General features: G+C 41.8%; 20 protein-coding genes. 6 read left to right on the forward strand and 14 right to left on the reverse strand.

The genetic code is table 11. The features are described 5' to 3' along the window. Positions 1-135: 135 nt before the first annotated feature. The gene (locus KOL94_RS18605; protein ID WP_221568142.1) at positions 136-780 is read right to left on the reverse strand and encodes a toast rack family protein; all 645 of its coding nucleotides are present in this window, start codon (positions 778-780) and stop codon (positions 136-138) included. A 162-nt stretch (positions 781-942) separates the two neighbouring features. Between KOL94_RS18605 and rnz the strand changes: the two genes are divergently transcribed. Beyond that, positions 943-1,875: a ribonuclease Z gene (gene rnz / locus KOL94_RS18610; protein WP_221568143.1), complete on the forward strand. Its 933-nt coding sequence runs from the start codon at positions 943-945 to the stop codon at positions 1,873-1,875. Positions 1,876-2,016: 141 nt separating this feature from the next. Here the strand turns inward: rnz and KOL94_RS18615 are convergent, their stop codons facing one another. Continuing rightward, positions 2,017-3,564: an ABC-F family ATP-binding cassette domain-containing protein gene (locus tag KOL94_RS18615; protein ID WP_221568144.1), complete on the reverse strand. Its 1,548-nt coding sequence runs from the start codon at positions 3,562-3,564 to the stop codon at positions 2,017-2,019. 271 nt (positions 3,565-3,835) lie between these two features. Between KOL94_RS18615 and KOL94_RS18620 the strand changes: the two genes are divergently transcribed. Then, positions 3,836-4,060, forward strand: coding sequence for a hypothetical protein (locus tag KOL94_RS18620; protein WP_221568146.1), 225 nt, complete (start codon positions 3,836-3,838; stop codon positions 4,058-4,060). Between the two features lie 18 nt (positions 4,061-4,078). On the opposite strand, the gene KOL94_RS18625 is transcribed toward KOL94_RS18620, so the two are convergent. From KOL94_RS18625 to KOL94_RS18640, 4 genes are all read right to left on the reverse strand, one after another. Next, positions 4,079-4,423 (reverse strand): cyclic-phosphate processing receiver domain-containing protein, encoded by a 345-nt coding sequence (locus KOL94_RS18625; RefSeq protein ID WP_221568147.1) that lies wholly within the window; start codon positions 4,421-4,423, stop codon positions 4,079-4,081. A gap of 73 nt (positions 4,424-4,496) precedes the next feature. After that, positions 4,497-5,006: a GDYXXLXY domain-containing protein gene (locus KOL94_RS18630; RefSeq protein WP_221568149.1), complete on the reverse strand. Its 510-nt coding sequence runs from the start codon at positions 5,004-5,006 to the stop codon at positions 4,497-4,499. Next, positions 5,003-6,217, reverse strand: a complete 1,215-nt coding sequence (locus KOL94_RS18635) for a DUF2157 domain-containing protein (RefSeq protein WP_221568151.1) — start codon at positions 6,215-6,217, stop codon at positions 5,003-5,005. The genes KOL94_RS18630 and KOL94_RS18635 overlap by 4 nt, the downstream gene beginning before the upstream one ends. Before the next feature lie 623 nt (positions 6,218-6,840). After that, positions 6,841-7,587, reverse strand: a complete 747-nt coding sequence (locus KOL94_RS18640) for a DUF1836 domain-containing protein (protein ID WP_221568153.1) — start codon at positions 7,585-7,587, stop codon at positions 6,841-6,843. 703 nt (positions 7,588-8,290) lie between these two features. Between KOL94_RS18640 and htpX the strand changes: the two genes are divergently transcribed. After that, entirely contained in the window at positions 8,291-9,172 is an 882-nt protein-coding gene (gene htpX / locus KOL94_RS18645; RefSeq protein WP_221568155.1) for a protease HtpX, read from the forward strand. Between the two features lie 230 nt (positions 9,173-9,402). Further along, positions 9,403-9,879 carry a BsuPI-related putative proteinase inhibitor gene (locus KOL94_RS18650; protein WP_221568156.1) on the forward strand — a complete coding sequence of 159 codons (477 nt, stop codon included), beginning with the start codon at positions 9,403-9,405 and terminating at the stop codon, positions 9,877-9,879. 215 nt (positions 9,880-10,094) lie between these two features. On the opposite strand, the gene KOL94_RS18655 is transcribed toward KOL94_RS18650, so the two are convergent. The 4 genes from KOL94_RS18655 to KOL94_RS18670 all read right to left on the reverse strand — a co-directional run bounded on the left by KOL94_RS18655 (position 10,095) and on the right by KOL94_RS18670 (position 13,857). Continuing rightward, entirely contained in the window at positions 10,095-11,267 is a 1,173-nt protein-coding gene (locus KOL94_RS18655) for an MFS transporter (RefSeq protein ID WP_221568158.1), read from the reverse strand. Between the two features lie 274 nt (positions 11,268-11,541). Further along, on the reverse strand, positions 11,542-12,924 hold the full coding sequence (locus KOL94_RS18660; protein ID WP_221568159.1) for an N-acetylmuramoyl-L-alanine amidase: 1,383 nt from the start codon (positions 12,922-12,924) through the stop codon (positions 11,542-11,544). 159 nt (positions 12,925-13,083) lie between these two features. Next, positions 13,084-13,248, reverse strand: coding sequence for a YtzI protein (gene ytzI / locus KOL94_RS18665; protein ID WP_221568160.1), 165 nt, complete (start codon positions 13,246-13,248; stop codon positions 13,084-13,086). Positions 13,249-13,332: 84 nt separating this feature from the next. Then, on the reverse strand, positions 13,333-13,857 hold the full coding sequence (locus tag KOL94_RS18670) for a hypothetical protein (protein WP_221568161.1): 525 nt from the start codon (positions 13,855-13,857) through the stop codon (positions 13,333-13,335). A gap of 212 nt (positions 13,858-14,069) precedes the next feature. Here KOL94_RS18670 and KOL94_RS18675 point away from each other — a divergent pair, with 212 nt between their 5' ends. Continuing rightward, positions 14,070-14,948: a peptidoglycan-binding protein gene (locus tag KOL94_RS18675; RefSeq protein WP_260412522.1), complete on the forward strand. Its 879-nt coding sequence runs from the start codon at positions 14,070-14,072 to the stop codon at positions 14,946-14,948. 29 nt (positions 14,949-14,977) lie between these two features. Here the strand turns inward: KOL94_RS18675 and KOL94_RS18680 are convergent, their stop codons facing one another. After that, a complete protein-coding gene (locus KOL94_RS18680; RefSeq protein ID WP_221568162.1) occupies positions 14,978-15,913 on the reverse strand; it encodes a DNA-3-methyladenine glycosylase family protein in 936 nt (311 codons plus the stop codon). A gap of 206 nt (positions 15,914-16,119) precedes the next feature. Here KOL94_RS18680 and KOL94_RS18685 point away from each other — a divergent pair, with 206 nt between their 5' ends. Beyond that, positions 16,120-17,145, forward strand: a complete 1,026-nt coding sequence (locus KOL94_RS18685) for an acyltransferase family protein (RefSeq protein ID WP_221568163.1) — start codon at positions 16,120-16,122, stop codon at positions 17,143-17,145. A 139-nt stretch (positions 17,146-17,284) separates the two neighbouring features. Here the strand turns inward: KOL94_RS18685 and KOL94_RS18690 are convergent, their stop codons facing one another. The 3 genes from KOL94_RS18690 to gabT are packed head-to-tail and all read right to left on the reverse strand — an operon-like array spanning position 17,285 to position 21,243. Continuing rightward, on the reverse strand, positions 17,285-18,406 hold the full coding sequence (locus tag KOL94_RS18690; RefSeq protein WP_221568164.1) for a C45 family autoproteolytic acyltransferase/hydrolase: 1,122 nt from the start codon (positions 18,404-18,406) through the stop codon (positions 17,285-17,287). 33 nt (positions 18,407-18,439) lie between these two features. Then, a complete protein-coding gene (locus KOL94_RS18695; RefSeq protein ID WP_221568165.1) occupies positions 18,440-19,876 on the reverse strand; it encodes an aldehyde dehydrogenase family protein in 1,437 nt (478 codons plus the stop codon). Further along, positions 19,876-21,243 carry a 4-aminobutyrate--2-oxoglutarate transaminase gene (gene gabT / locus KOL94_RS18700; protein WP_221568166.1) on the reverse strand — a complete coding sequence of 456 codons (1,368 nt, stop codon included), beginning with the start codon at positions 21,241-21,243 and terminating at the stop codon, positions 19,876-19,878. The genes KOL94_RS18695 and gabT overlap by 1 nt, the downstream gene beginning before the upstream one ends. Between the last annotated feature and the right edge of the window lie 13 nt (positions 21,244-21,256).

Below are 21,256 nucleotides of genomic sequence, written 5' to 3' on the forward strand. Positions count from 1 at the left end.
ATTTTCAAACGGAAAATGGTTTCATCAGCAAAAAGACCCATTTAATGTTATGGGTCTTTTTGCCATTGACTTAATTTCCCTGAGGAGTGTGGTGGATTTCACTCACACCATTATACTCTAATAAAACTCTAGTATTTAAACTTGTTCCAGGATCACTTCTCCCACTCCGACATCCAGGTCAATGTCAAGTTTCACATCTGCTGTTTCATACGACTGGTTTTGATAGCTGTCCCCAACAATAATGAAATGATCTGCTTTGACTTTTCCAATCCCTTTATCAACCTCAACCTTCACGCCTGCATGGATCGGTACACGGATTTTCATTTTCCCGACACCAACGTCAATTTTGACTCTAAAACTATTTTTCCATTCTCCTGCCAGGTCGATTTCTGTTTCCCCTACCCCCGATTCAATATGTAGATCCTTTAAATTCAACTTAGAAAGGCCGAGTTTTGACTTTCCGGCACCCAGCTCTACTTTCAGAGCAAGAGGCAGATCTCCATTCAATGCAACGTCCCATTCTTGTTTAGCCTTTTTCAGAAGCCATGTGGTTATAGATTTCTGTGGTACGACAAGTTTTCCGATACCACTTTCAGAAATGTCATATGCAATTTCTGGTTCAGAAGATTCTCCGTAGAACGTAAACATTCCCTCCATGATTTCCTTTGTTCCATCGTGTAGATCCAGTTTACCAGTTCCTAATTGCAACTTTACATCCAATTCCGTTTCATTTTTCCGATTAATTCCCTGTGTTTTCGTCGTTCCTTCTTTTATGAACATATTTGATCGCTCCTTTTTTATCATTATCTAAAGTTTAGTCGATTAAGGTATTTCCATAAAACAGACAAGAGGTTGGTTTCATCTCCTGCTGAGGACTGAAGTGTGAATTCGTTTTAGGATGGAGAGTAGATGGTATATACTATCAGTGAAAGGATGAATAGTATGGAATTTCATTTTCTCGGAACAGGGGCAGGCATTCCTTCTAAAGGTCGGAACGTTTCGTCCCTTGCTCTACGTTTCATGACAAATCGTGAAGGTGATGTATGGTTGTTCGATTGCGGTGAATCTACGCAACATCAGATACTCCATACAAACTTGAAGCTATGGCAAATATCGAAAATCTTCATCACACATATGCATGGCGATCACCTTTACGGCCTTCCAGGGGTTTTAGGGAGTCGTTCGTTCCAGGGAGCAGAAAATCCTTTGACAGTATACGGACCAAAGGGCATCCACGAATTTGTGACTGCTGCATTGGAAACGAGCAGGACATACTTGAAATATCCTTTGGAGATTGTGGAATACGAAGATGGATACGTTGAAAATGATGATGGTTATCAAATTGAGGTATCGTTACTGGAGCATGTGATCCCATCTTTCGGAATCCGAGTGACAGAACCTTCACAGCCTGGTCGGTTGCTTGTTGAAAAGCTGAAGGAATTCGATGTTCCGCCAGGACCCGTTTATAAAAAGCTGAAAGATGGTAAAACAGTCACCTTGGAAGATGGGCGAAGCTTGAACGGGGCAGACTTTCTCGGTGAGGAACAACTAGGCAGGGTCATTACGGTTTGCGGTGATACTCGTCCTTCTGAAAAAACAGCCAAGCTGGCTCGAAATGCTGACCTGCTTATCCATGAAGCGACGTTCGCTGAGGGGATGGAGGACCAGGCAATCGATTATTACCACTCGACTACGATACAAGCAGCTGAAATTGCGAAAAACGCGAATGTCAAACGACTGATTCTTAATCATATCAGTTCAAGATACCATGACCAATCAGATGAATTACTGGAAAGTGCTGTCCGCGTTTTTGCGAACACGGAACTCGCACATGACCTGGACATTTTCCATCTGACAAAACGGAAAGGTACCTAGCTATATTTGTAAAACCAGGCCTTATTTTTGTAAAATCAGCCGATATATTTGTAAAACCTAGTAGTAATTTTGCAAACGCAAAAGGGGAACCTTATAATCCCCGAAAAAAAGACTTCGGCCAAAGCCGAAGTCTTTCTGATCTTAACTCACCCAATTTTCAACATTCCAAATATCTGTGACCCACTCCTGGTAAAATTCAGGTTCGTGGGATACGATCAGGAGTGTGCCTTTGTATTTCCTGAGCGCTTCCTTCAAAGCTTCTTTCGCCCGCACATCTAGATGATTTGTTGGTTCATCCAGGACAAGAAAGTTACTTTCCTCCATCATCAGCTCACATAGCCTCACCTTCGTCTGCTCTCCTCCACTCAGGGTGTTCATCGGCTGATAAATGTGTTCGTTTTTCAAACCGCTTCTCGCCAGACGCTTCCGTACATCCTTTTCTTGCATGAACGGGAATCTGGACCACACATATTGAAGAGCAGACTCTTTAATTGGCAGCGTGATTTCCTGCTCAAAATAAACTGGTCTCACGAAGCTTCCAATCTTCACTTCTCCTCCAAGTGGTTCAATGAGACCCAGTAAGGACTTGATCGTCGTTGATTTTCCGATTCCGTTGTATCCTGTGATCGCAATCTTCATATTCTTTTTGATCGTCAAATCGATGCCGCTAAACAATGGTCTCTCGTAACCGACCTGCAGCTCGTTCGCTATCACCACTTCTTGATTCGGTTCACGGCATACATCAAACTTGAAGCGTGGAACAGGTAAACTTGACGGTTTTTCAATGCGATCGATTTTCTCCAGCTTTTTTTCACGGCTCTTCGCTTGCTTGGCAGTCGAAGCCCTCGCTTTATTTCGGCGGATGTAATCCTCCAGCTTGTCGATTTCCTTTTGCTGCCGGACAAAAGCCTGATAGGTTTGTTTTTTCCGTAATTCATAGGCTTCTGTAAAAGCGTTGTAATCTCCTACATATCGAGTCAATTTTTTATGCTCTAAATGGTGGATCACTGTCACCACCGCGTTCATGAATGATGTGTCATGTGAGATCAGGATAAACGCATTCGGGTAATCCGATAGATATTTCTGAAGCCAGGTGATATGAACATCGTCCAAGTAGTTCGTTGGCTCATCCATCAATAAGACATCTGGTTGACTCAACAAAAGTTTCGCAAGCATCAACTTGGTACGCTGTCCCCCGCTCAACTGATCCGTCTCCGTAGTCATCCCTAAAGGTGTAATCCCTAAGCCTGCTGCTACTTCTTCTATTGTTGTATCGATTTTGTAAAACTCATGAGCATCCAACGTATCCTGGATTTTCCCGAGTCGTCCGAGATCTTTTTCTAAATTGATATTCTTCGGGTCTGATAAGCGTTCAGTGATGCTCAACATCTCTTTTTCTAGTTCATAAAAACGTGCAAATGCACCTTGCAAGTAAGTTTTGATGGTTTCTCCTTTTTTAAAATCAGGGTGCTGCTCTAGATAGCCGATTTCAATGCCTGGATGCCGTTCGATATCGCCGCCATCAGGAACTAACTCTCCAATAAGCAGTTTCAATAATGTAGATTTTCCGCTCCCATTGGCACCTACAAGCCCGACATGCTCACCTTTCAAAAGCCTGAATTCGATTTGATCGAATAAAGTCCGGTCACCAAAACCGTGTGTCAGTCCATTGACATGTAATATACTCATCGATTGTTCCTTCTTTCTATCTATAGTTTGGACCATCACACAAGACAACAGAACGAACGCTTCACTCTTTTGTATTTATCGCAAATTCCCCTTAAAATCAACAAAGTCCTGTAACAGAACCACATTTGCACTTATACTGAAGAAAGTACTTAACTTTTCTTTAGTAAAATGAAAAAAGCAGAGTGAACGAACACCCTGCTGCTGCTTTCCTGATCATAAGGACAGAAAAAATTCTTTCCGATCATTCTATGCCGGTAAAGGGGTTACGAGGATGTTGATCTGTTGTCTTGTGATGGCTTTTTCTAAAAATGGGCATACTTCTCCCATCATCAAGCCATTACAATTAAAAGCACAACAGATCGCATCATCATCTCGAAATAAACACCCTTTCGTTGGTTATTACTTCCATGTTATCGGATTTCACTACCATTGTAAAGCAGATTCCAAATCTCCAGCACAACAAAAGGCTGCCGAGCAGTTTCCCCCGGCAGCCTGAAACATCTTTTTATAGATGCTACTGAGACCTATTTATTCTTATTGGTAATGGATGGTATGAGATTTTCACTTCTCCTGGAATGAGAAAATCCTCTTGGGCATCTTTCAATAACATAAACATTCGCTTCCCAGCACCAGAATTAGCGGAATGAACCGTGATGGTTTCTGCAAATAATTTATGTTTCACCATATACTCTACAAGCATATATCCATTTCGATACTTGTTTTCTAAATCATGGTCTAAAGAAAGATGTTGAATATCCTTTTCCTTTAACAATTTAATACATTCTTCAATGTCAGAAGCTAAAATATAATTGTCGGGACATGGACGGACATCGTCTAAAAACACGTTAATTTTTGACAATATTTGTCTCCTTCCCGCTAGGTTAGGCCAAGTATAACACACTTAGTTCCAAAACCCGAAAACGATTATGAAATCAGCCATCATTCGACAAAAGTTCTTCTATTACGACATTTCCCCACGGAGCGATACGCACTACTACTTTATCAGCGCGCTCATCTTCAATAGTCTTTCCGGTGCCTTCTTCCACATAAAATCGTTCGATTCCATAATCAACCGTCAAAATATTAGAATATTCATCAATCCAACGGACTTTACCTTTTAAGACGATTTCATCATTTGTGACTTCAGGTTTATTCCGATGAACACTTTTCGCTTCATGAACATCGCCCGCTTTCTGAAGGACGACATATACCGTTTCCCTCTGTTCAATGTCCTCATCTCCTAATAAATTTTGAGATAAGGTTGAAATCTCGTAATTCAATGTCACGTAATCCCCGTAAAAGAGATCGCGCGGATCGATCGGTTCTGTTTTCAATACAACCTGTTCACCGATTTTCAACGTCAAATAATGTGATGCAGCTATGCCTGCAAGAGCCAACACTTGAAGCACGATCAAGAAATAGATCCATTTCTTTCGCATCATGATCGCCCTCCTTTTGCCTGGTGCGCCCATTTTCTTCTTCTCCGTTCAAGCAGCCAGCTTAGGATGAAGAGCAAAACCCCTCCAGCTAAGAAGAACATCGACTTTGGCAGAAAGTCCCAAGCCAATTGAATATAAGCGACGAGAGTACTGATCAGGAACAGAAAAGTCCCACGATTGATCCGTTCCGATTCTTCTAATTGGTATCCTTGTATCAATATGAATAAGGAATAGCTGAAGGCAAGCAGTAAATAAAGCAGGTCCCCGATTTCACTTATTAAGAACAACGGTAAAAATAAAGCAAGATCTAGCCAATTGGAATGTGTGCTCTGACGGAATTTGTTCCATGCAATCAAGGCACTGAGTCCAATCAGCATGATAAAATATAACGCGCCGCTTCCGATGACATCCCCTTCATAACGGACAAGTTCATCCAAAAAGAAGACATGGATGAAGATAACTGCTAAACTACCGATGATACTCATATTCCTGAATGCAAGCTGACCCTTCTCACCTGGAATCAATTCACTGATTCCATAAAGGATGAAGAAGATGATCGTCATCCATAAGTATGTTAAATCGTAGTCCACTAACAACGTTATTCCTGTAATTGAATAAGCGATTGTATAGATGTAATAAAAGAGTGGATGATTCTCTTTAAACGTCAAGTATCCTGCTGCAAACAGAATAAGGAAAGCTAATACAAAGCTGAAGCCTTGAAAAGAGATGGCACTATAGATCATGCCTGAAACACCGATCACCAAAGACAAGAGATAAATATAGCTGTTCGGAAGAATTGCATACGTTAATAAAGCGACCACCATCCATAAAATAAAGGCTGTTGCGGTATATGAAACGATATGGAACATTTGAGCAGTCAGGAATATTCCTGCTCCGAAGGTGATCACCCCGATTCCTACCAGAGCAATTCCAAGTGTTTCAGATCCTTTTTCAATGAGGCGGTATCCACTCAGCTGGAAACCGGTGAGTGCTGCGCAAATGATGACTAGCCTGAACAAATCACTCATGTTACCCCAATTGGAAGCTACAAACGTAAGAACCCCCAGGCCAATTAGAATACTTGCTAAGATCGGCAAAAGATTGTTGTTCTTTTTCTCATATAACGATAAGATACCGTCAAGCTGTTCTTTTTCAATCAGTCCTTTCTCTATCCATTTTGGACCCTCTTTTTTCAACCATCTTCGTTCATTCATCTCGCTCCCCCTCTCCTTACTAATTTATGAGGTCATATAAAAAAACATTTATAAATACATAAGGATCATTAGTGTAATTTTACACTAATTTTGCACTTTGGGATATACAAAAATGGTACTGTCCTAAAAGAAAGGCTTTGTTATACCTTATTGTTGATTTTCGAGACCACCGCAGGAAGTTTGAAGTGATGACTGGTCGTTGAGCTAGACATCACTACCTTGCATTTGCCTACTTCCGCGAGCCTCCTCACTTGCACAGGATTCTCAATACAAAAATGAACTCATATTTCGTGTCTACGATGAAAATTCTTGGAAGCTTTCCTTTTGCTGACTTCGACGTTCACCACAGGACGTGGTGGCTTTTAGTCGAAGGTCCTTATTATAGTCGAAGATCCATAAATCGCTTGGGGGGTCTCGCGTGGCTCGCTTTTCCAGCAGGAGTGTCGTGAATTTCTTCGGTAAAATCAAACTTAGTTAGAAATCAACATTATTATTTGACATAGCAAAAAAGTGTCAGGCACCTCCAACACAACAATTGTATACCACGATTTTTTTAAAATGTTGTTATTTCCGGAGAGACTCAGACCCTTTTGGGACAGCACCAATATATAGGAGAATTTCCTTCATATGAATAAGGTCTTGTTTAAAAATTGCCGGGAAACAGATTGAAAGTACGAAGTTTGTACGGATAATGTCGCTATCACCAACCCATTTTTCACAATGGATTGTTCTTTACTATCCAAGTTTTCAAGGTACTGGATTTTATTTTCCGCTTTCTTAAAAACAAGCGTTTCAGCTTTAGCGCCATTCTTCACACGAAAATCGACATCAACAACCTGGTCATTGTTCAGATCCAGCTCTTCAAAAATAGCTGCATATGTATAATAGAAATCAAGCGGATCAATAAGATCGTCATGTCGGTCTTCGATATTATTGAAGATGAGTGTTAGCAGATTTCGTATGGATAGGAAATCAAGCGTACTCTTGAGATCTTCGACGATAAAAAGAATCGCTGCTTGTTCTAGAGAATATTTCTTTCCCTTCTGAGGTGAACCGATCAAATTTCGAACATCCCTCTTCACCCAATTTTGAACGGCACTAGTTGAAAGACTGCTATACTCGATCTGATTTCCGAGAGAAACAATTTCGTTGATTGAGAAGCCCTTGTCCTGTCTCGGCCCTTTGATGATTTTTTCAAAAATGCCAGGAAATGAAGGTTCGGGAATTCCGTTCTCATCAAGCCCTTCTGATTGGCCATTCGATTCAAGCCAGGCTTGTTTCAGCACATCCAAGGGTGTTTTGTCTTGATCAGGCTGTAAAGATATGAGCAGTTTTGCCATTTGTTTACGGGTAAGTTTAAAGGAAGGCATAGTTTCACCTCTTCAAATATGGTCATTTGAACTTATCATACGCAATAAATGAGGGGAACGTCAATTGTTTGTAGAAATAAAAGGTAGAATTAATTAACGACTCTGTAATCAAGGCTTTCACTCCCTTTCCGCGGGTACAAGAAAAGCGGAAGCGACCCGTTTAGTCACATAGGTCACTGGAAAACGGACGAGGAGGCTCGAACCAAACAAAGACTTGGTTCTGCGTGGGCTAACTCATAAGGATGTCAATCAATGTGTCGCCGCCGCAGGAAATTTGAAGTGATCCAAGTGACTGGTCGATGAGCTAGACATCACTTCACTGCATTTAACCCACTACCGCAAGCCTCCTCACTTGCACAGGATCTCAACACAAAAATGAAATCATTTTCGTGTCTGCGATGAGAATTCTTAGAAGTCTTCCTTATGCTGGCTTCGACGTTCACCATAGTACGTGGTGGTATTTAGTCGAAGTTCATTATTATAGTCGAAGATCCTTTTAAAAAGTGTGGGGTCACGCCTGGCTCGTTTTTCCCGCAGGAGAGTCGCGAAATTCGCATAAAAATGTACCTATAATAAATCAACATTGCATTTCCCACAAAAATTTTCATTAAAATCTGAAACTCTTATCTTGAAAATTCCTTAAGGGTAATTTATACTATTCTCATAACTTAAGTTCAAATGAACTTGAAATGAGGTATGGAAAATGGCAAAGAGAATTTTTCTGTTTATCCTGACAAACATTCTAGTCCTTACTACTATCATGATTGTCTTATCGTTGTTAGGTGTAAACAATTACATCGGTGCTGATGGCAACATCATGTTCGGCCAATTATTGGTCTTCAGTGCGGTCATTGGTTTCAGTGGTTCATTCATATCGCTTGCAATTTCTCGTTGGATGGCTAAAAAAATGATGGGTGTCAAGGTCATTGACCCTGACAGACCAAATTCCTCATATGAACAAGATCTTGTGGAACGTGTACACCGTTTGTCACGTGCAGCTGGATTGACAAAGATGCCAGAGGTCGGAATCTATGATTCTCCGGAAGTCAATGCTTTCGCAACTGGTCCATCGAAACGTCGTTCACTCGTCGCTGTTTCAAGCGGATTACTGCAAAACATGGATGACGATGCTGTTGAAGGTGTATTGGCGCACGAAGTCGCTCACATCTCCAATGGGGATATGGTGACGATGACCCTACTCCAGGGTGTTATCAATACATTTGTTGTATTCTTATCACGTATTGCAGCATGGGCAGTCGCACAACTGGTTGATGAAGACAAAGCGGCATTGGTCCATTTCCTTGCCATCATTGTTTTCCAAATCGCATTTTCAATTCTTGGTGCGATTGTGGTCATGGCTTACTCAAGATACCGTGAATTCCATGCGGACCGTGGCGGTGCAGATCTAGCTGGGAAAGATAAGATGATTCATGCACTTGAATCCTTACGGGCTCACGTAAACCGGGTCGATACTCGTCAAGAATCACTTGCAACAATGAAAATCAGCGGTGGTAAGAAGAAGAAAATGCTGTTCTCGACTCACCCAGATCTAGACGAGCGTATCCGTCGTTTACATGCTAAATAATCAAATGAACATCCTCAGGGGTTGACCGACGTGTCAGCCCCTGTTTTTGGTATCAATCATTGCGATAAAGTGTCTTCTGGTTTACTATATATGTAAACACTATATCCTATAAAAAACTGCTTAATATAAAAAACGGTGAAACATAGCCTGAGATCGTTACGTCTATACTACAAATACGATTTCAGGGCATCGAAGAATAGATGGGATGTCCGGAAAAGGAGGAACTCACCATGTATCGACTTGCAACGATTTTTCTAGTCCTTCTTCTGACTGCATGTGGGACAAGCAATCAACCTGAAGAACCAGAATCCCAGCCGACAAATGGAGAAGCAAGTGAAGATAAAAAGGAGAAAAGTTCGGAAGGGAATGATAGCGTGTCAGATGAATTACAGCTTAACGTCGTTTCATTCACTGATAATAAAGTGGTGATTGAGCTCCAAAATCAGACGGAAAGTTCTAAAGAGCTCCAATTTTCCAGTGGTCAGCAATATGATATGTGGATCACGGATCAAGATGGAAAACAAGTCTTTCATTGGGCAGAAGGTAAAATGTTCACTCAAGCTTTGAAGACGATCACGATAGAACCAGGTCAGAAACATACGTTTGAAGTGGATATTCCAAAACTTGATCCCGGCACGTATAAAGTGAAGTTCAAAGTAACATCAAAACCGCCAATTGAGACATCATTTACACATACGATTGAATAATAAAGAAAACTTGGCTCAGCCAAGCCTTGGGCGCTGGCAAGAGCTTTAAAGGAGTATGAGCCCCCCTCGATGAAAGTCGATGGGGGTTCATCTCTTTTTTAATTTGTTCGCTGTAAGGCAAATGTTGTGATAATTTCTAATCTTGTCGCGATAATTTCATTTGTGTTGATGATTTTTCCTTTGTATTTTCTTATACACATACAACCCAAGTTTCCTTAATTCTTATGCACGCCCCATTTTACGAGTCCGCTTCCAATCACCAGGAGTGCTCCTGCAAACCCAAACACGTAAGCGGTCATGAAGCTTCCAGAAATCCAACCGCCGATGATTGGTCCCGTCAAATTCCCTAGGAATCGGCAGCTGGCAGTGACACCAAAAGCTCGTCCTTGTATATCATCTGGGGTTTTTTTATGGATCAACGTCTGAATTGCCGGCCAGACGCCACCTAATATCAAGCCTTGCAGAAATCTCCATATATAAAGCTCATAGATATTATCTGTCCATAATTGCGGAAAGAATAACAACCCGCTTAACAACATAACGACCGGAAGCATCTTGATATGCCCGATCCGATCACCTAATTTTCCGAGATAGGGTGATCCAATAATCGTGGCAATTCCAAGGATTGATGCAGCTAACCCAGCAAGAAGAGCTAAGTTTTCCGGGTTATGCACGAAGGTTTTCACGAAAATCGTCATCATCGAGTTTGTACTTAACATCGCTGCTTGTAATAGAAACGTGGCAATGAATAAAATAAGAAGCTGCTTATTGCGTAACACATCCAGAAACGTCCCTGGCTTTCCCTTCACAGCTTTCATAGGCTCATCTTTCGGAATGAAAAGGATGACGAGCATCAATGTCATAAGAATGCTGACTCCGGTTACTGCAAACACAGCACGGAATCCGAACAAGTCTGATAAAGCTCCGCCAATAAGCGGTCCGATGATTCCACCTGATATGCCACCTGTTTGTAAAAAGCCAAGGGCACTCCCGGTATGTTCTTTCGGTGTGATTCTGGATAAGTATGAAAAAGATACCGTAATAAAGCCTGAAAAGAATCCCATGAAAAAGCGCAATGCTAACAACATCCATGGACCAGTTGCAAAGGCCATCGAAAACGTCAAAATACCCATACCGATTCCGGCACGGATCAAGTTTGCTTTTTGACCATATTTATCTGCAAAAATCCCCCAGATCGGTGCCATGATAGCTCCGGATAAAAATGCCGCAGAAAAAACAGCTCCAGTCCAATTACTAAGAGCCTTACTTCCTGTTACGCCCAATTCTTCGAGATAAAGTGGTAAAAAGGGCAATATCATCGTCATTGCTGCAACGATTATGAAATTACAAAGCCACAAGAAACGTGCACTTTTGCGCCAATTCTCCATAGTTGTTCATCCTAGTCCTATTAATCCTCTTTCAATTGTACCACTGTATGTATTTCCAACTTACTTTCCTGCTCATGATGCCAGTTTTTGCACGAATATGTTTTGCCGCCTACTCCATAGGCGATTCATTAGCATCAACGGTTTTAGCTTTCCCTAAAGCGATAGAATGTCAAGCGGTGTTTGGATTTCCACCGCTATTACGACAGAATTGTGAGTAAGCACATACACCTTCACCAAAAGAGAAACAAAAAAGAGCTGTCCATAAAGGCAGCTCCTAATCTAATTGTTGCTTCGTCTTTTCTAACAAGTCAAGCTGTTCATTAAGTTTGCTGACTTCAAAATCGATCATTCGATCATAGATGCCAAGGATAAGTTGTCCATAATTAGTGCCTGGTACAGCCCATTTCCCATTTAGGGCGACCCATATCGGTGCTGATCCACGAGCTACGAGATTGAACCGTGGATCCACAAGAGTCTCTCCATCTGGCAACTCAGCTTTTGAAGCATACGCATACAAGTGTTGGATATGCGCAGTCACCCCTTCTCGCGGTGTAGCGAATGAAGCCCCCGGTTCATCAGGTCCAGTTGCTCCGATCCCTGCATAATTATTCTGTTCCGGTTTCACAACACCTGTATATCTGAAATAATTCGTTTCGTGGACCGCTTGAGCATATGCTGTATCTCCTCGAATACCGTATTTATTTCCAATTTCAATGTAAAGGGATGCAAGATTGGGAGCATTCGGGTTGATCCGTTTCACAAATGCTTGCATATTTAATGCTGCCAGAACACTTGAGCCTTGAATAGTAAAACCTTGGATCGGCTCTGGTTGTGGCGGCTCTTCCGGTTCACCTTTCCCTTCTGTTACGATAAAAGCATCTGGAATCCCTACACGTTTCAAGGCTGCAACTCTGCCTTCCGCATTCTTTTTTTCTGAAAATGCCCCAGCTTGTACACGATAAAATTTAGTGCCATCGATCGTAATCGGATAAATATAAGCTTCGATTTTATTGTTTAAAAGGAACTGAGCCCGGTCTTTGGCGTTTTCTTCCTCTTTAAAAGATCCAGCAATAACCTTATATAAAGTGCCAGGGTCGGGGGGTGGTACAGGTTTTTCCTTGAGGTTCAAGGCTTTGGCGATTCCTGTTGCAATCGCTTTGGAAACATCACTGACAAATTGATCATTTAGGATCAGTTTAAGATCATGTTCATTGTCGATGAACAAAACCTCCAACAATAATGCGTTCATCCTCGTGTTCCGCAGCACGTAAAAATTCGCCCTTTTCTGCCCCCGATCGTTTACACCATATTTTTTTGCAGCAAACATAAATTCTTTGTGGACGACAGTTTGGATTTGTTTTGTACTGTCAGGAACGGTCCCATTGAAAATATAGCTTTCGAATCCACTTCCACCTGCTGCATTATGATGGATAGAACAGAAAAAGTCAGCTTTTCTGTTATTTGCAAAGTCTGTCCTTTCTTTCAAAGCCATCGTTTTATCAGTTGTTCTAGTCATAAGGATTTCTGCTTCATAAGACTTTAAAAGATGGTCCCTTACGAGAAGTGACACTTTCAGGTTAAAGTCTTTTTCTCTGTGCTGCTTATATACAGCACCTGGGTCAGATCCACCATGACCAGGATCTATAACAATTCTCATCATTTTTCACCACTTTCAATAGATTATCACCCCTCACAAACAATATATTCCAATTTAAGAAGATTGCTTGTACATATATTAAGGTCCGGAACCAAAATAAAAAGGTTGACTGCATTATACAGCCAACCTGTTTTCAGAGATAATCATGGAATTAGTCATTTAACTATTCGGTTTTTCTTCGTCTTCCTCTTTTTCATCTATGTTAGGGTTGTTTTCCAATGGATCAATTGTATGTTTATAGGAATAACCCTTTGTAATTGCTGCCACGAAAAGAACCAAAACAACGATGATGATAAGAATAGAGACAAGTAATACTTTGAACATCTTGTACATCCCGTCCTTCCACTTATCACTTTACCATAGAATGCAGCGTGACAGCAGTAAAAAGCTGACGTATTCTAAACAGAATCATTGTTTTCCATAAGTTGTGGTAATCCCCCAATAATCATCTGCGGTATTTTCATTCATAACCACATCGAGGTCATGGAAAATCCGGTGGGTAATAAACAGTTCCTTGGTGGAGTTGGTCTTTAAAGCTGCTTCTATTCCTTTTGCAGCACGCTCCATATCCGTCGCTAAGGTACCTGTTGTTTCAGGTAAAAGGATTGTATTGATGTATTGAAGTTGTGACTGAAGTTCTTCCTCTTTGCTATCCGGATCGAACGTCCTCCAACCTCCCCACCCGAGCAACTCATTGAAATAAGCATGCATTTTGGCTACTTCTCTTGAAAACTCCTCTTCCTTTCCATTCACAAAAATAGTATCATCAGCAACGACTCTGACCTCCCCATTACTTTTCGCATCAGCTAGAGTAACAGACTCATCATTTGCCTTCTTTAACATCTGCATACCTGCCCATCCTCCAATTGCAACTATAAAGATCACGATCACTGATATGATCATAACCAACTTTGATGGTCGTCTTATGCTCATCGTAACAACCTCCCAGTTCGGAATTTACCTCTCCCTTTCGTAATGGATTTTCCTGAATTTGGTGTATATGACAACCAAATCAGACACTTGTATTTTAAACGTAATCCCTTTGTAATTGCACTATTATTGTCATGTCATAATGTCCTTGTAGAATGTGCAATTGGGACGCAAAAAAACCGTCTCTCTAACTTCAAAGGAGGGGAAACTTCTATATGTTCAAAAAGGTAGCATTGACTGCCGCGGTAGCAGGATCAGCTTTACTTGCACCAGCAGCAACACAGGCGGCAGATTTAGAAACGCCACTAAAGAAGAATATGTGGCATGATGATATCCATACAGTTCAACAGGATCTGAAAGAACTAGGTTTTTTCGATTATGATAAAACAACCGGTTACTACGGTGATATTACGCATAAAGGTGTGAAAGGGTTCCAGCAGGAGTATGGTCTTGAACCTACAGGAACGATCGATCAAGAAACCGCCGATGTATTGAAAGAAGCAACAGAAATAATCGAACGTGGTGACCGCGGTAAAGCCGTTGAACACTTGCAAGAACATCTAACTGAATTGAAGCACTATGACTATAAAGTTGATGGCATTTTCGGACCATTGACTGAAAAAGCTGTCACAGAATATCAAGAAAAGAATGATCTCCAAGTGGACGGCATTGCAGGTCCTCAAACAAAAACAGCCCTATTTGAATTGAAACAAGCCGCACAACAAGATACTGAAATTGCAGCTGCTGAAAAAGAAACTACTGATACAAATGACAGCGGACAAGCATCTGCTGACGATGAAGAACAAAAAACACTCACGATGGAAGCGACAGCCTATACAGCAAACTGTGATGGTTGCTCTGGTGTGACAGCTACAGGAATCGACTTGAATGCGAACCCGGATCAAAAGGTCGTTGCTGTTGATCCTGACGTCATCCCTCTTGGAACTGAGGTTTACGTTGAAGGATACGGTCGTGCTGTAGCAGGAGATACAGGTGGAGCAATCGACGGTAACAAGATCGATTTATACATGCAATCTGACGAAGATGCAACAAACTTCGGAAAACAACAAGTTGAAGTTACCATCTTGGATTAGTATGGATGAAGAGTTGGCCTAAATGCAGGTCAACTCTTTTTCTGTTTAGAAGCTGTATTCAGATATTGCCACATATAGAAAGTGATATAACTTTCCCAGGGAGTCCAGTTTTCTTTCTCTGCCAACATGCGTATTTCCTCTGTTTGCGGCTGCAAATCCAATTTATAAATCGACCTCACCGCATTTCGCAGACCGATATCTGCAGCTGGCAATACATCAGGTCGGTTTAAGCCGAATAACATTAAACATTCGATTGTCCATCTGCCAATTCCTCTAAATGGAATTAATTCCTTTATGATTTCTTCATTGGACCTTGTCCATAACTGCTCGGTATCAATCTTTCCGTTTACTACGTTTCTGGCAAAGTCAATAATGTATTCTGATTTCCTTTGACTGAATGAGAGCTCGCGAAGCTGCTCGTATTCAAGTTCGGCCACAGCTTCTGGTCGAGGGAAAAGGTAAAGATCGACTCCATTCAAAGGCTTAATATCACCTGCAAACCGAATGAAGCGTTCCTTCAGTGTAGCAGCAAATGTAAGGTTGATTTGTTGACCAATGATCGTATCGACCATCACTTCGAACAAATCAGGATTAGACAGGACCCTCATTCCTTGAAAATCACTGATCAACATCTCAATTTTTTCATTACCTCTGAAAGCATCGTAAAAATCTACTAGTGAATTTCCTTCTCCGAACATTCTTGATAAATATTCTTTTATAGTTTGTACTTCTTTCTTATCTTCCTTTTTTGTATCTGTTACGATTGACACTCCATTTTCGTGATGTTCGACTGTCGCATCCAACAAGTATGGTTTATCGCCTAAATGGATCCATTTTATGAAGCGATTCTCATCTTGGTCGATCACCATCGGTTTTAATGTATCTGTTGTACGATGATGTCTTCTAAACGTCTTCTCAAACGAAAAAGGACCCTCAATCATTATTTCATTATAAGTTCCTCCCATTAGCACTTCCCCTCTCTATTACGATTATTACAGAGTTTTCGTGGTTGTTAAAAGTGCTTTACATACCTACATATACATGTGACAAATTCGAATATATTAGGTGATAAGCGGTTCATTCATAAACCGACAGGGTATGTTAGACGTAGCACATACTGCTTTTTATTATGTATTCTAGAAAAATATTCTGCACCTTGGAGGCCCTGGTTATGAGTAAACAAGGAACACGTGAATTTTATTTCGACAATGCGAAGTTCATATTGATCTTCCTCGTCGTATTCGGACATTTCATCAGTCCACACAAAGGTGATAGTGAAGCTTTATATACAATATATAACTTTATCTATACCTTCCACATGCCGGCATTCATCTTGATCGGTGGTTTTTTCTCAAAGAGTATAAAGAAAGCTGGGTACTTGAAGAAGATATTCAAGAAGATCCTGATTCCTTATTTCATTTTCCAACTTATCTATTTCGCACTTCACAGAATTTGGAATGGTAGCGAAACATTAACTTTATTCGATCCATATTGGACACTATGGTTCCTATTGAGTATGGTGCTTTGGAATGTATTGCTGCTTCTATTCGTCAAACTGAAGCATCCAGCAATCATGATTATTGTAGCAATGACAATCGGTGTTTTTGCAGGTTATATCCAAGATATCGGCACATACTTCAGTTTATCCAGAACTTTTGTATTCTTCCCGGTCTTCCTTGGTGGCTACCTGCTGAAAAAGGACCATTTTTACGCTATTTTACGCCCTGAAAAAAGGATTGCTGCAGGCCTGATTTTAGTTGGGATGTTTGTCAGCTATTATTTCTTCTTCCCACAAGAAGCGAAGGATTGGCTGCTGGCTTCCTCTTCTTATGAAGAATTAGGTGTACAGCTAGGGCAGGCTTGGTTCATTCGTTTGTTGATGTATGGACTTATGGCTCTTGCTACATTCAGTTTCATGGCGATCGTTCCTAGAAGGAAGATGTTCTTTACACACCTAGGAACAAGAACCTTATATGTATACTTGCTACATGGTTTCATTGTTAAATTGTTCGAGTTATCACCGTTTTATGATAAGGTCAGCGAATCCGGAAATTATTTTGCGTTATTGGCCCTGGCGGTTATCGTCACGTTGATAACGGCTTCAAAACCAATTATTACACTGGCACAACCAATGATCGAGCTTAAAACCAGTTTGATTCAACGATATATGGATCGAAAAACCGCAGATGCTTCCTAGATTCGACAATTTGTCGCTATTACCTGGGAAATACTGTGTTTTTGCGACACAAAAAGGGCGCCACTTAAAAGTGGCAGCCCTTTTTTAATGATTTTTCAACTACTAGCATTTCCAGGAGTGTCGTGAATTTCGTTTAAAATCAACAACGAAGATTAACAGACCATTCTTTTAGATTGTAGTGGGTGTATTTACCCTTATCGGCTTTTCCGATGCACAGCTCCATACTCCGTCGGGAAAGGTTCATGATGATTGAGAATACCGTCTCCATTCTCCGATGTTCAGGTGCCCTTTCATTTTCATAATGATTAATGGAATTCGGCTTGTTGAATTCATCAGATAACCAGACTTTGAATACTTCAGTATCGATTGTCTGATTTAAATGTACCTTTGAATGGATCAACTGTTCTGCTCTGTTTTTCCTGATAAGAGAGTCGTCAAATTTGAATTCGTTGCGATCCTCGACGTTCTCCAAAATCTTGTCCGATAAAATATGATTCGTGTGAACGACTTTCCCTTCATTGGTAGTCAGCATATCAATTCCATAAGGGGAGACCTCATAATTGGCTACCATCGCTCTTCCATCACCCTGATCACTGCCGATCATGAAATTCGCGGTAGAAGCCATCTGACCATCTTTTATCTTAGAAACGGCTTCATGTAAAGAGCTGGAGTTCAATACACTCCGTAAGCCAAGATGTATTGGAACTTGTTCGCTTTTTTTATTGGTCAGCAAGGCATTCAGACAGACACCCATCCCCGCAGAATTGTACCCGATCTTTCCGATTATTCCGCCTTCTGTGACCATTTGGATTGAAGGCTTTCCTTCTTGCTCGATATCCAATAACAAAAGACTTTTGATCTGGGCAGCCTTCCAGTCCCAGTTCTGTGATAGGATCGTATTGTTTGCACGAGGTGGTGTGATGCCAATGGCGGTACACCCATCACTGAAGCTTTTGCTCTTGCCGGAGTAATTGGCAAGGGCGATCTCACTTCTTGCATTCAAAGCAAGGATGTCTTCGAATTCGACACCTGCCCCTTGTGCGACGCCCTCCATCTCCTCAATAAAATCCGGGTTATATTGTTCGATTGCATTCAAGTGTGACAGCGCCACTTCCTTCGCTTGTTTCCAGCTGATCTTGCTGTACCCATGAAACAAAGCTTCATAAGTAGATAGGCTTTGCAAGACCTGTTCTCTACCTTCCTCACCATGGTTCCTTCCGATTTCCATTGGTGAACCCTTCAGCTTTAGATGTTTGATCATTAATCAGTATCCTTTCAATCAAAGTTACCAGGTTCAATTCCGGTTGATGATAACCAGTTTCATTTCTGTCATTTCTTCAATCGCATATTTCAAACCTTCACGTCCTGTCCCACTTTCCTTAACACCACCATACGGCATATGGTCGACCCTGAAAGTAGGGATATCGTTGATCAGCACACCACCGACTTCCAATCGATCTGCTGCATCCAGTCCTGAATCGATATCCTTTGTGTATATTCCTGCTTGTAGTCCATAACGTGAATTGTTCATCAAGGTAATCCCTTCGTCAATGGAAGTAATGCGATTAATGATGACGATAGGCGCGAACACTTCCTGGCAGGACACATTAACATCAGAAGCTGCCTCCAATAGGACTGTCGGAGTCAGTACATTCCCTTCTGGCTTTCCACCGAATGCAACTTCAGCACCTGCATTTACGGCTTCTTGTATCCAATCCAAGCTGCGTCCCAAATCTTGTCCAGAAATCATTGCCGCTACATCCGTATTTTCGTCCAAAGGATTTCCGACAACTAATTTTTTTGTTTCAGCAATGAACTTTTGAACGAATGTGTCATAAATTGCTTCATGTACATATATTCGTTGCAAAGAGATACAGACCTGCCCCTGGAATGCGAAGGCACCCTGTACTGCTCTTGATATGATCTTATCGAGGTCAACATCTTCATCAACAATAACCCCGGAATTTGATCCTAATTCCAGTGTGACTTTTTTCAAGCCAGCCTTATTTCTGATCCCTGTCCCTACTTCAGGGCTCCCAGTGAACGTAACAGCCTTCACCCGATCATCGGTAACAAACGCTTCACCAATTACACTTCCCTTTCCTGTCACAATATTGAATCCGCCCGCTGGCAACCCTGCAGCCTCAATCAATTCTGCCAGGAAAAAGGCGGACAACGGCGTTTGATTCGCCGGCTTAAGGATGACAGGGTTTCCCGCAGCGATAGCAGGTCCAACTTTATGCGCGACGAGATTCATAGGAAAATTAAATGGAGTGATTGCGGCTACTACACCAATCGGTTCTCTTACAGTGTAAGCAAGACGGTTTTCCCCTCCAGGAGCAGCATCCAACGGTATTGTCTTTCCTTCAATCCGTTTCGCTTCCTCCGCTGCGAACTTATACGTCTGGATAGTACGTGCCACCTCTCCTCTAGCTGTTGTAATCGGCTTTGAAGCTTCCAGCGCGATGATGCGCGCTGCTTCTTCAGATCGTTCCTCCATCAGAGACGCAATCTTTTCGAGAATAGAAGCACGTTGATATGCTGGCATTTTTCTTAATACTGTTCTTGCTCCTTCCGCGGCGATGATCGCATTGTCCACATCTTCTACATTTCCCTCAGGAATTTCTGCAATTTGTTCTCCACTGAAAGGGGCGTAAAGAGGTTTATACGTTTTTGTTTCGATCCACTTTCCATTGATGAATAAATTCTTTTTCACTAACGTCGTCTCCATTACTGCTCCCCCTCTAATTGTTCCTTTACAACATCTTCGATTACTTGACCGATGACATCAAGCGCCTCGTTCAATTGATCGTCTGTGATGACAAGCGGACAGAGCGTCCGTATCACATTTCCATATAATCCAGCCCCTAGAATGACGACCCCCCGGCGGTTACATTCAGCAATGATCTTACCTGTTAATACCTTGTCTGGTTCCTTTGAGTCCCGGTCTTTAACGATTTCCATCGCTGTCATTGCTCCAAGGCCTCGAATATCACCAATTACATCTGTCTTTTCCCGCATTTCCTTGAATTTGTTTTTGATGAGTACACCGATTTTGTTTGCTCTTGAAATAAGGTTCTGCTCCTCCAATAACTTGATCACTTCAAGAGCAGCAACGCATCCTAGCGGACTTCCTCCGTAGGTCCCTCCAATTTCTCCAGGATTCGGAGCTTCCATGATTTCCGCTTTTCCTGTCACGGCACTTATAGGTAGACCTGCCGCAATCGATTTGGACATCGTGATCAGATCAGGATCGATGTCAAAATGCTCGGAAGCGAACATTTTTCCTGTCCGACCGAAACCTGTCTGAACCTCATCAGATATGAATAAAATACCGTGCTCTCTGCAAATTTCCCGGACTCCTTGTACAAACCGCTTTGAAGGTACGATAAATCCTCCTTCACCCTGAATCGGCTCCAGGATGAAAGCCGCGATATCTTCAGGAGGCACTTCACCTAGGAAGAAATCGTTTAACTGTTTCAACAGGTAGTCATCCAGTTGATTGTCCGTCATTCCTTCAGGCTTTCGATAATAATAGGGGTGACGCACTTTGTACGTATCGGAAGGAAATGGGCCGAACCCGTTTTTATAAGGCTTCACTTTACTAGTCAACGCCATCGTCATCGAGGTCCTTCCGTGGTAGCCTCTCTCGAACGATACGATCGCTCTTCTGCCTGTGTATTTACGTGCGATTTTTACTGCATTTTCTACCGCTTCTGCCCCAGAATTGAGAAAAAAGGTCTTCTTTTTAAAATTGCCTGGCGTGATTGCATTCAATTTCTCTGCAAGTTCGATGTAAGGCTCATACATCGCTACATGGAAACAGGGATGGATATACTTTTCCACTTGTTCCTGTACCGCCTTTACGACTGTTGGTGGACAATGGCCGGTATTTAACGAGCCGATCGCACCCGCAAGATCAATCAATGTATTTCCATCAATATCAGTGATGAGCGCGCCTTCCCCTTTTTCAATGAATGCAGGAGAGGTGTTGAAGGGACCACGAGGAACATTTTCTTCCTTCCGTTTTAAGAGGGCGCTTGATTTTGGACCGGGTAGCTCTGTTTTCAGGTTGATGTGCTTCGTTTTCAGCAACATTGGTAGACACTCC

Source organism: Alkalihalobacillus sp. TS-13 (assembly GCF_019720915.1).
In the GTDB taxonomy this organism is placed as follows: Bacteria; Bacillota; Bacilli; order Bacillales; family Fictibacillaceae; genus Pseudalkalibacillus.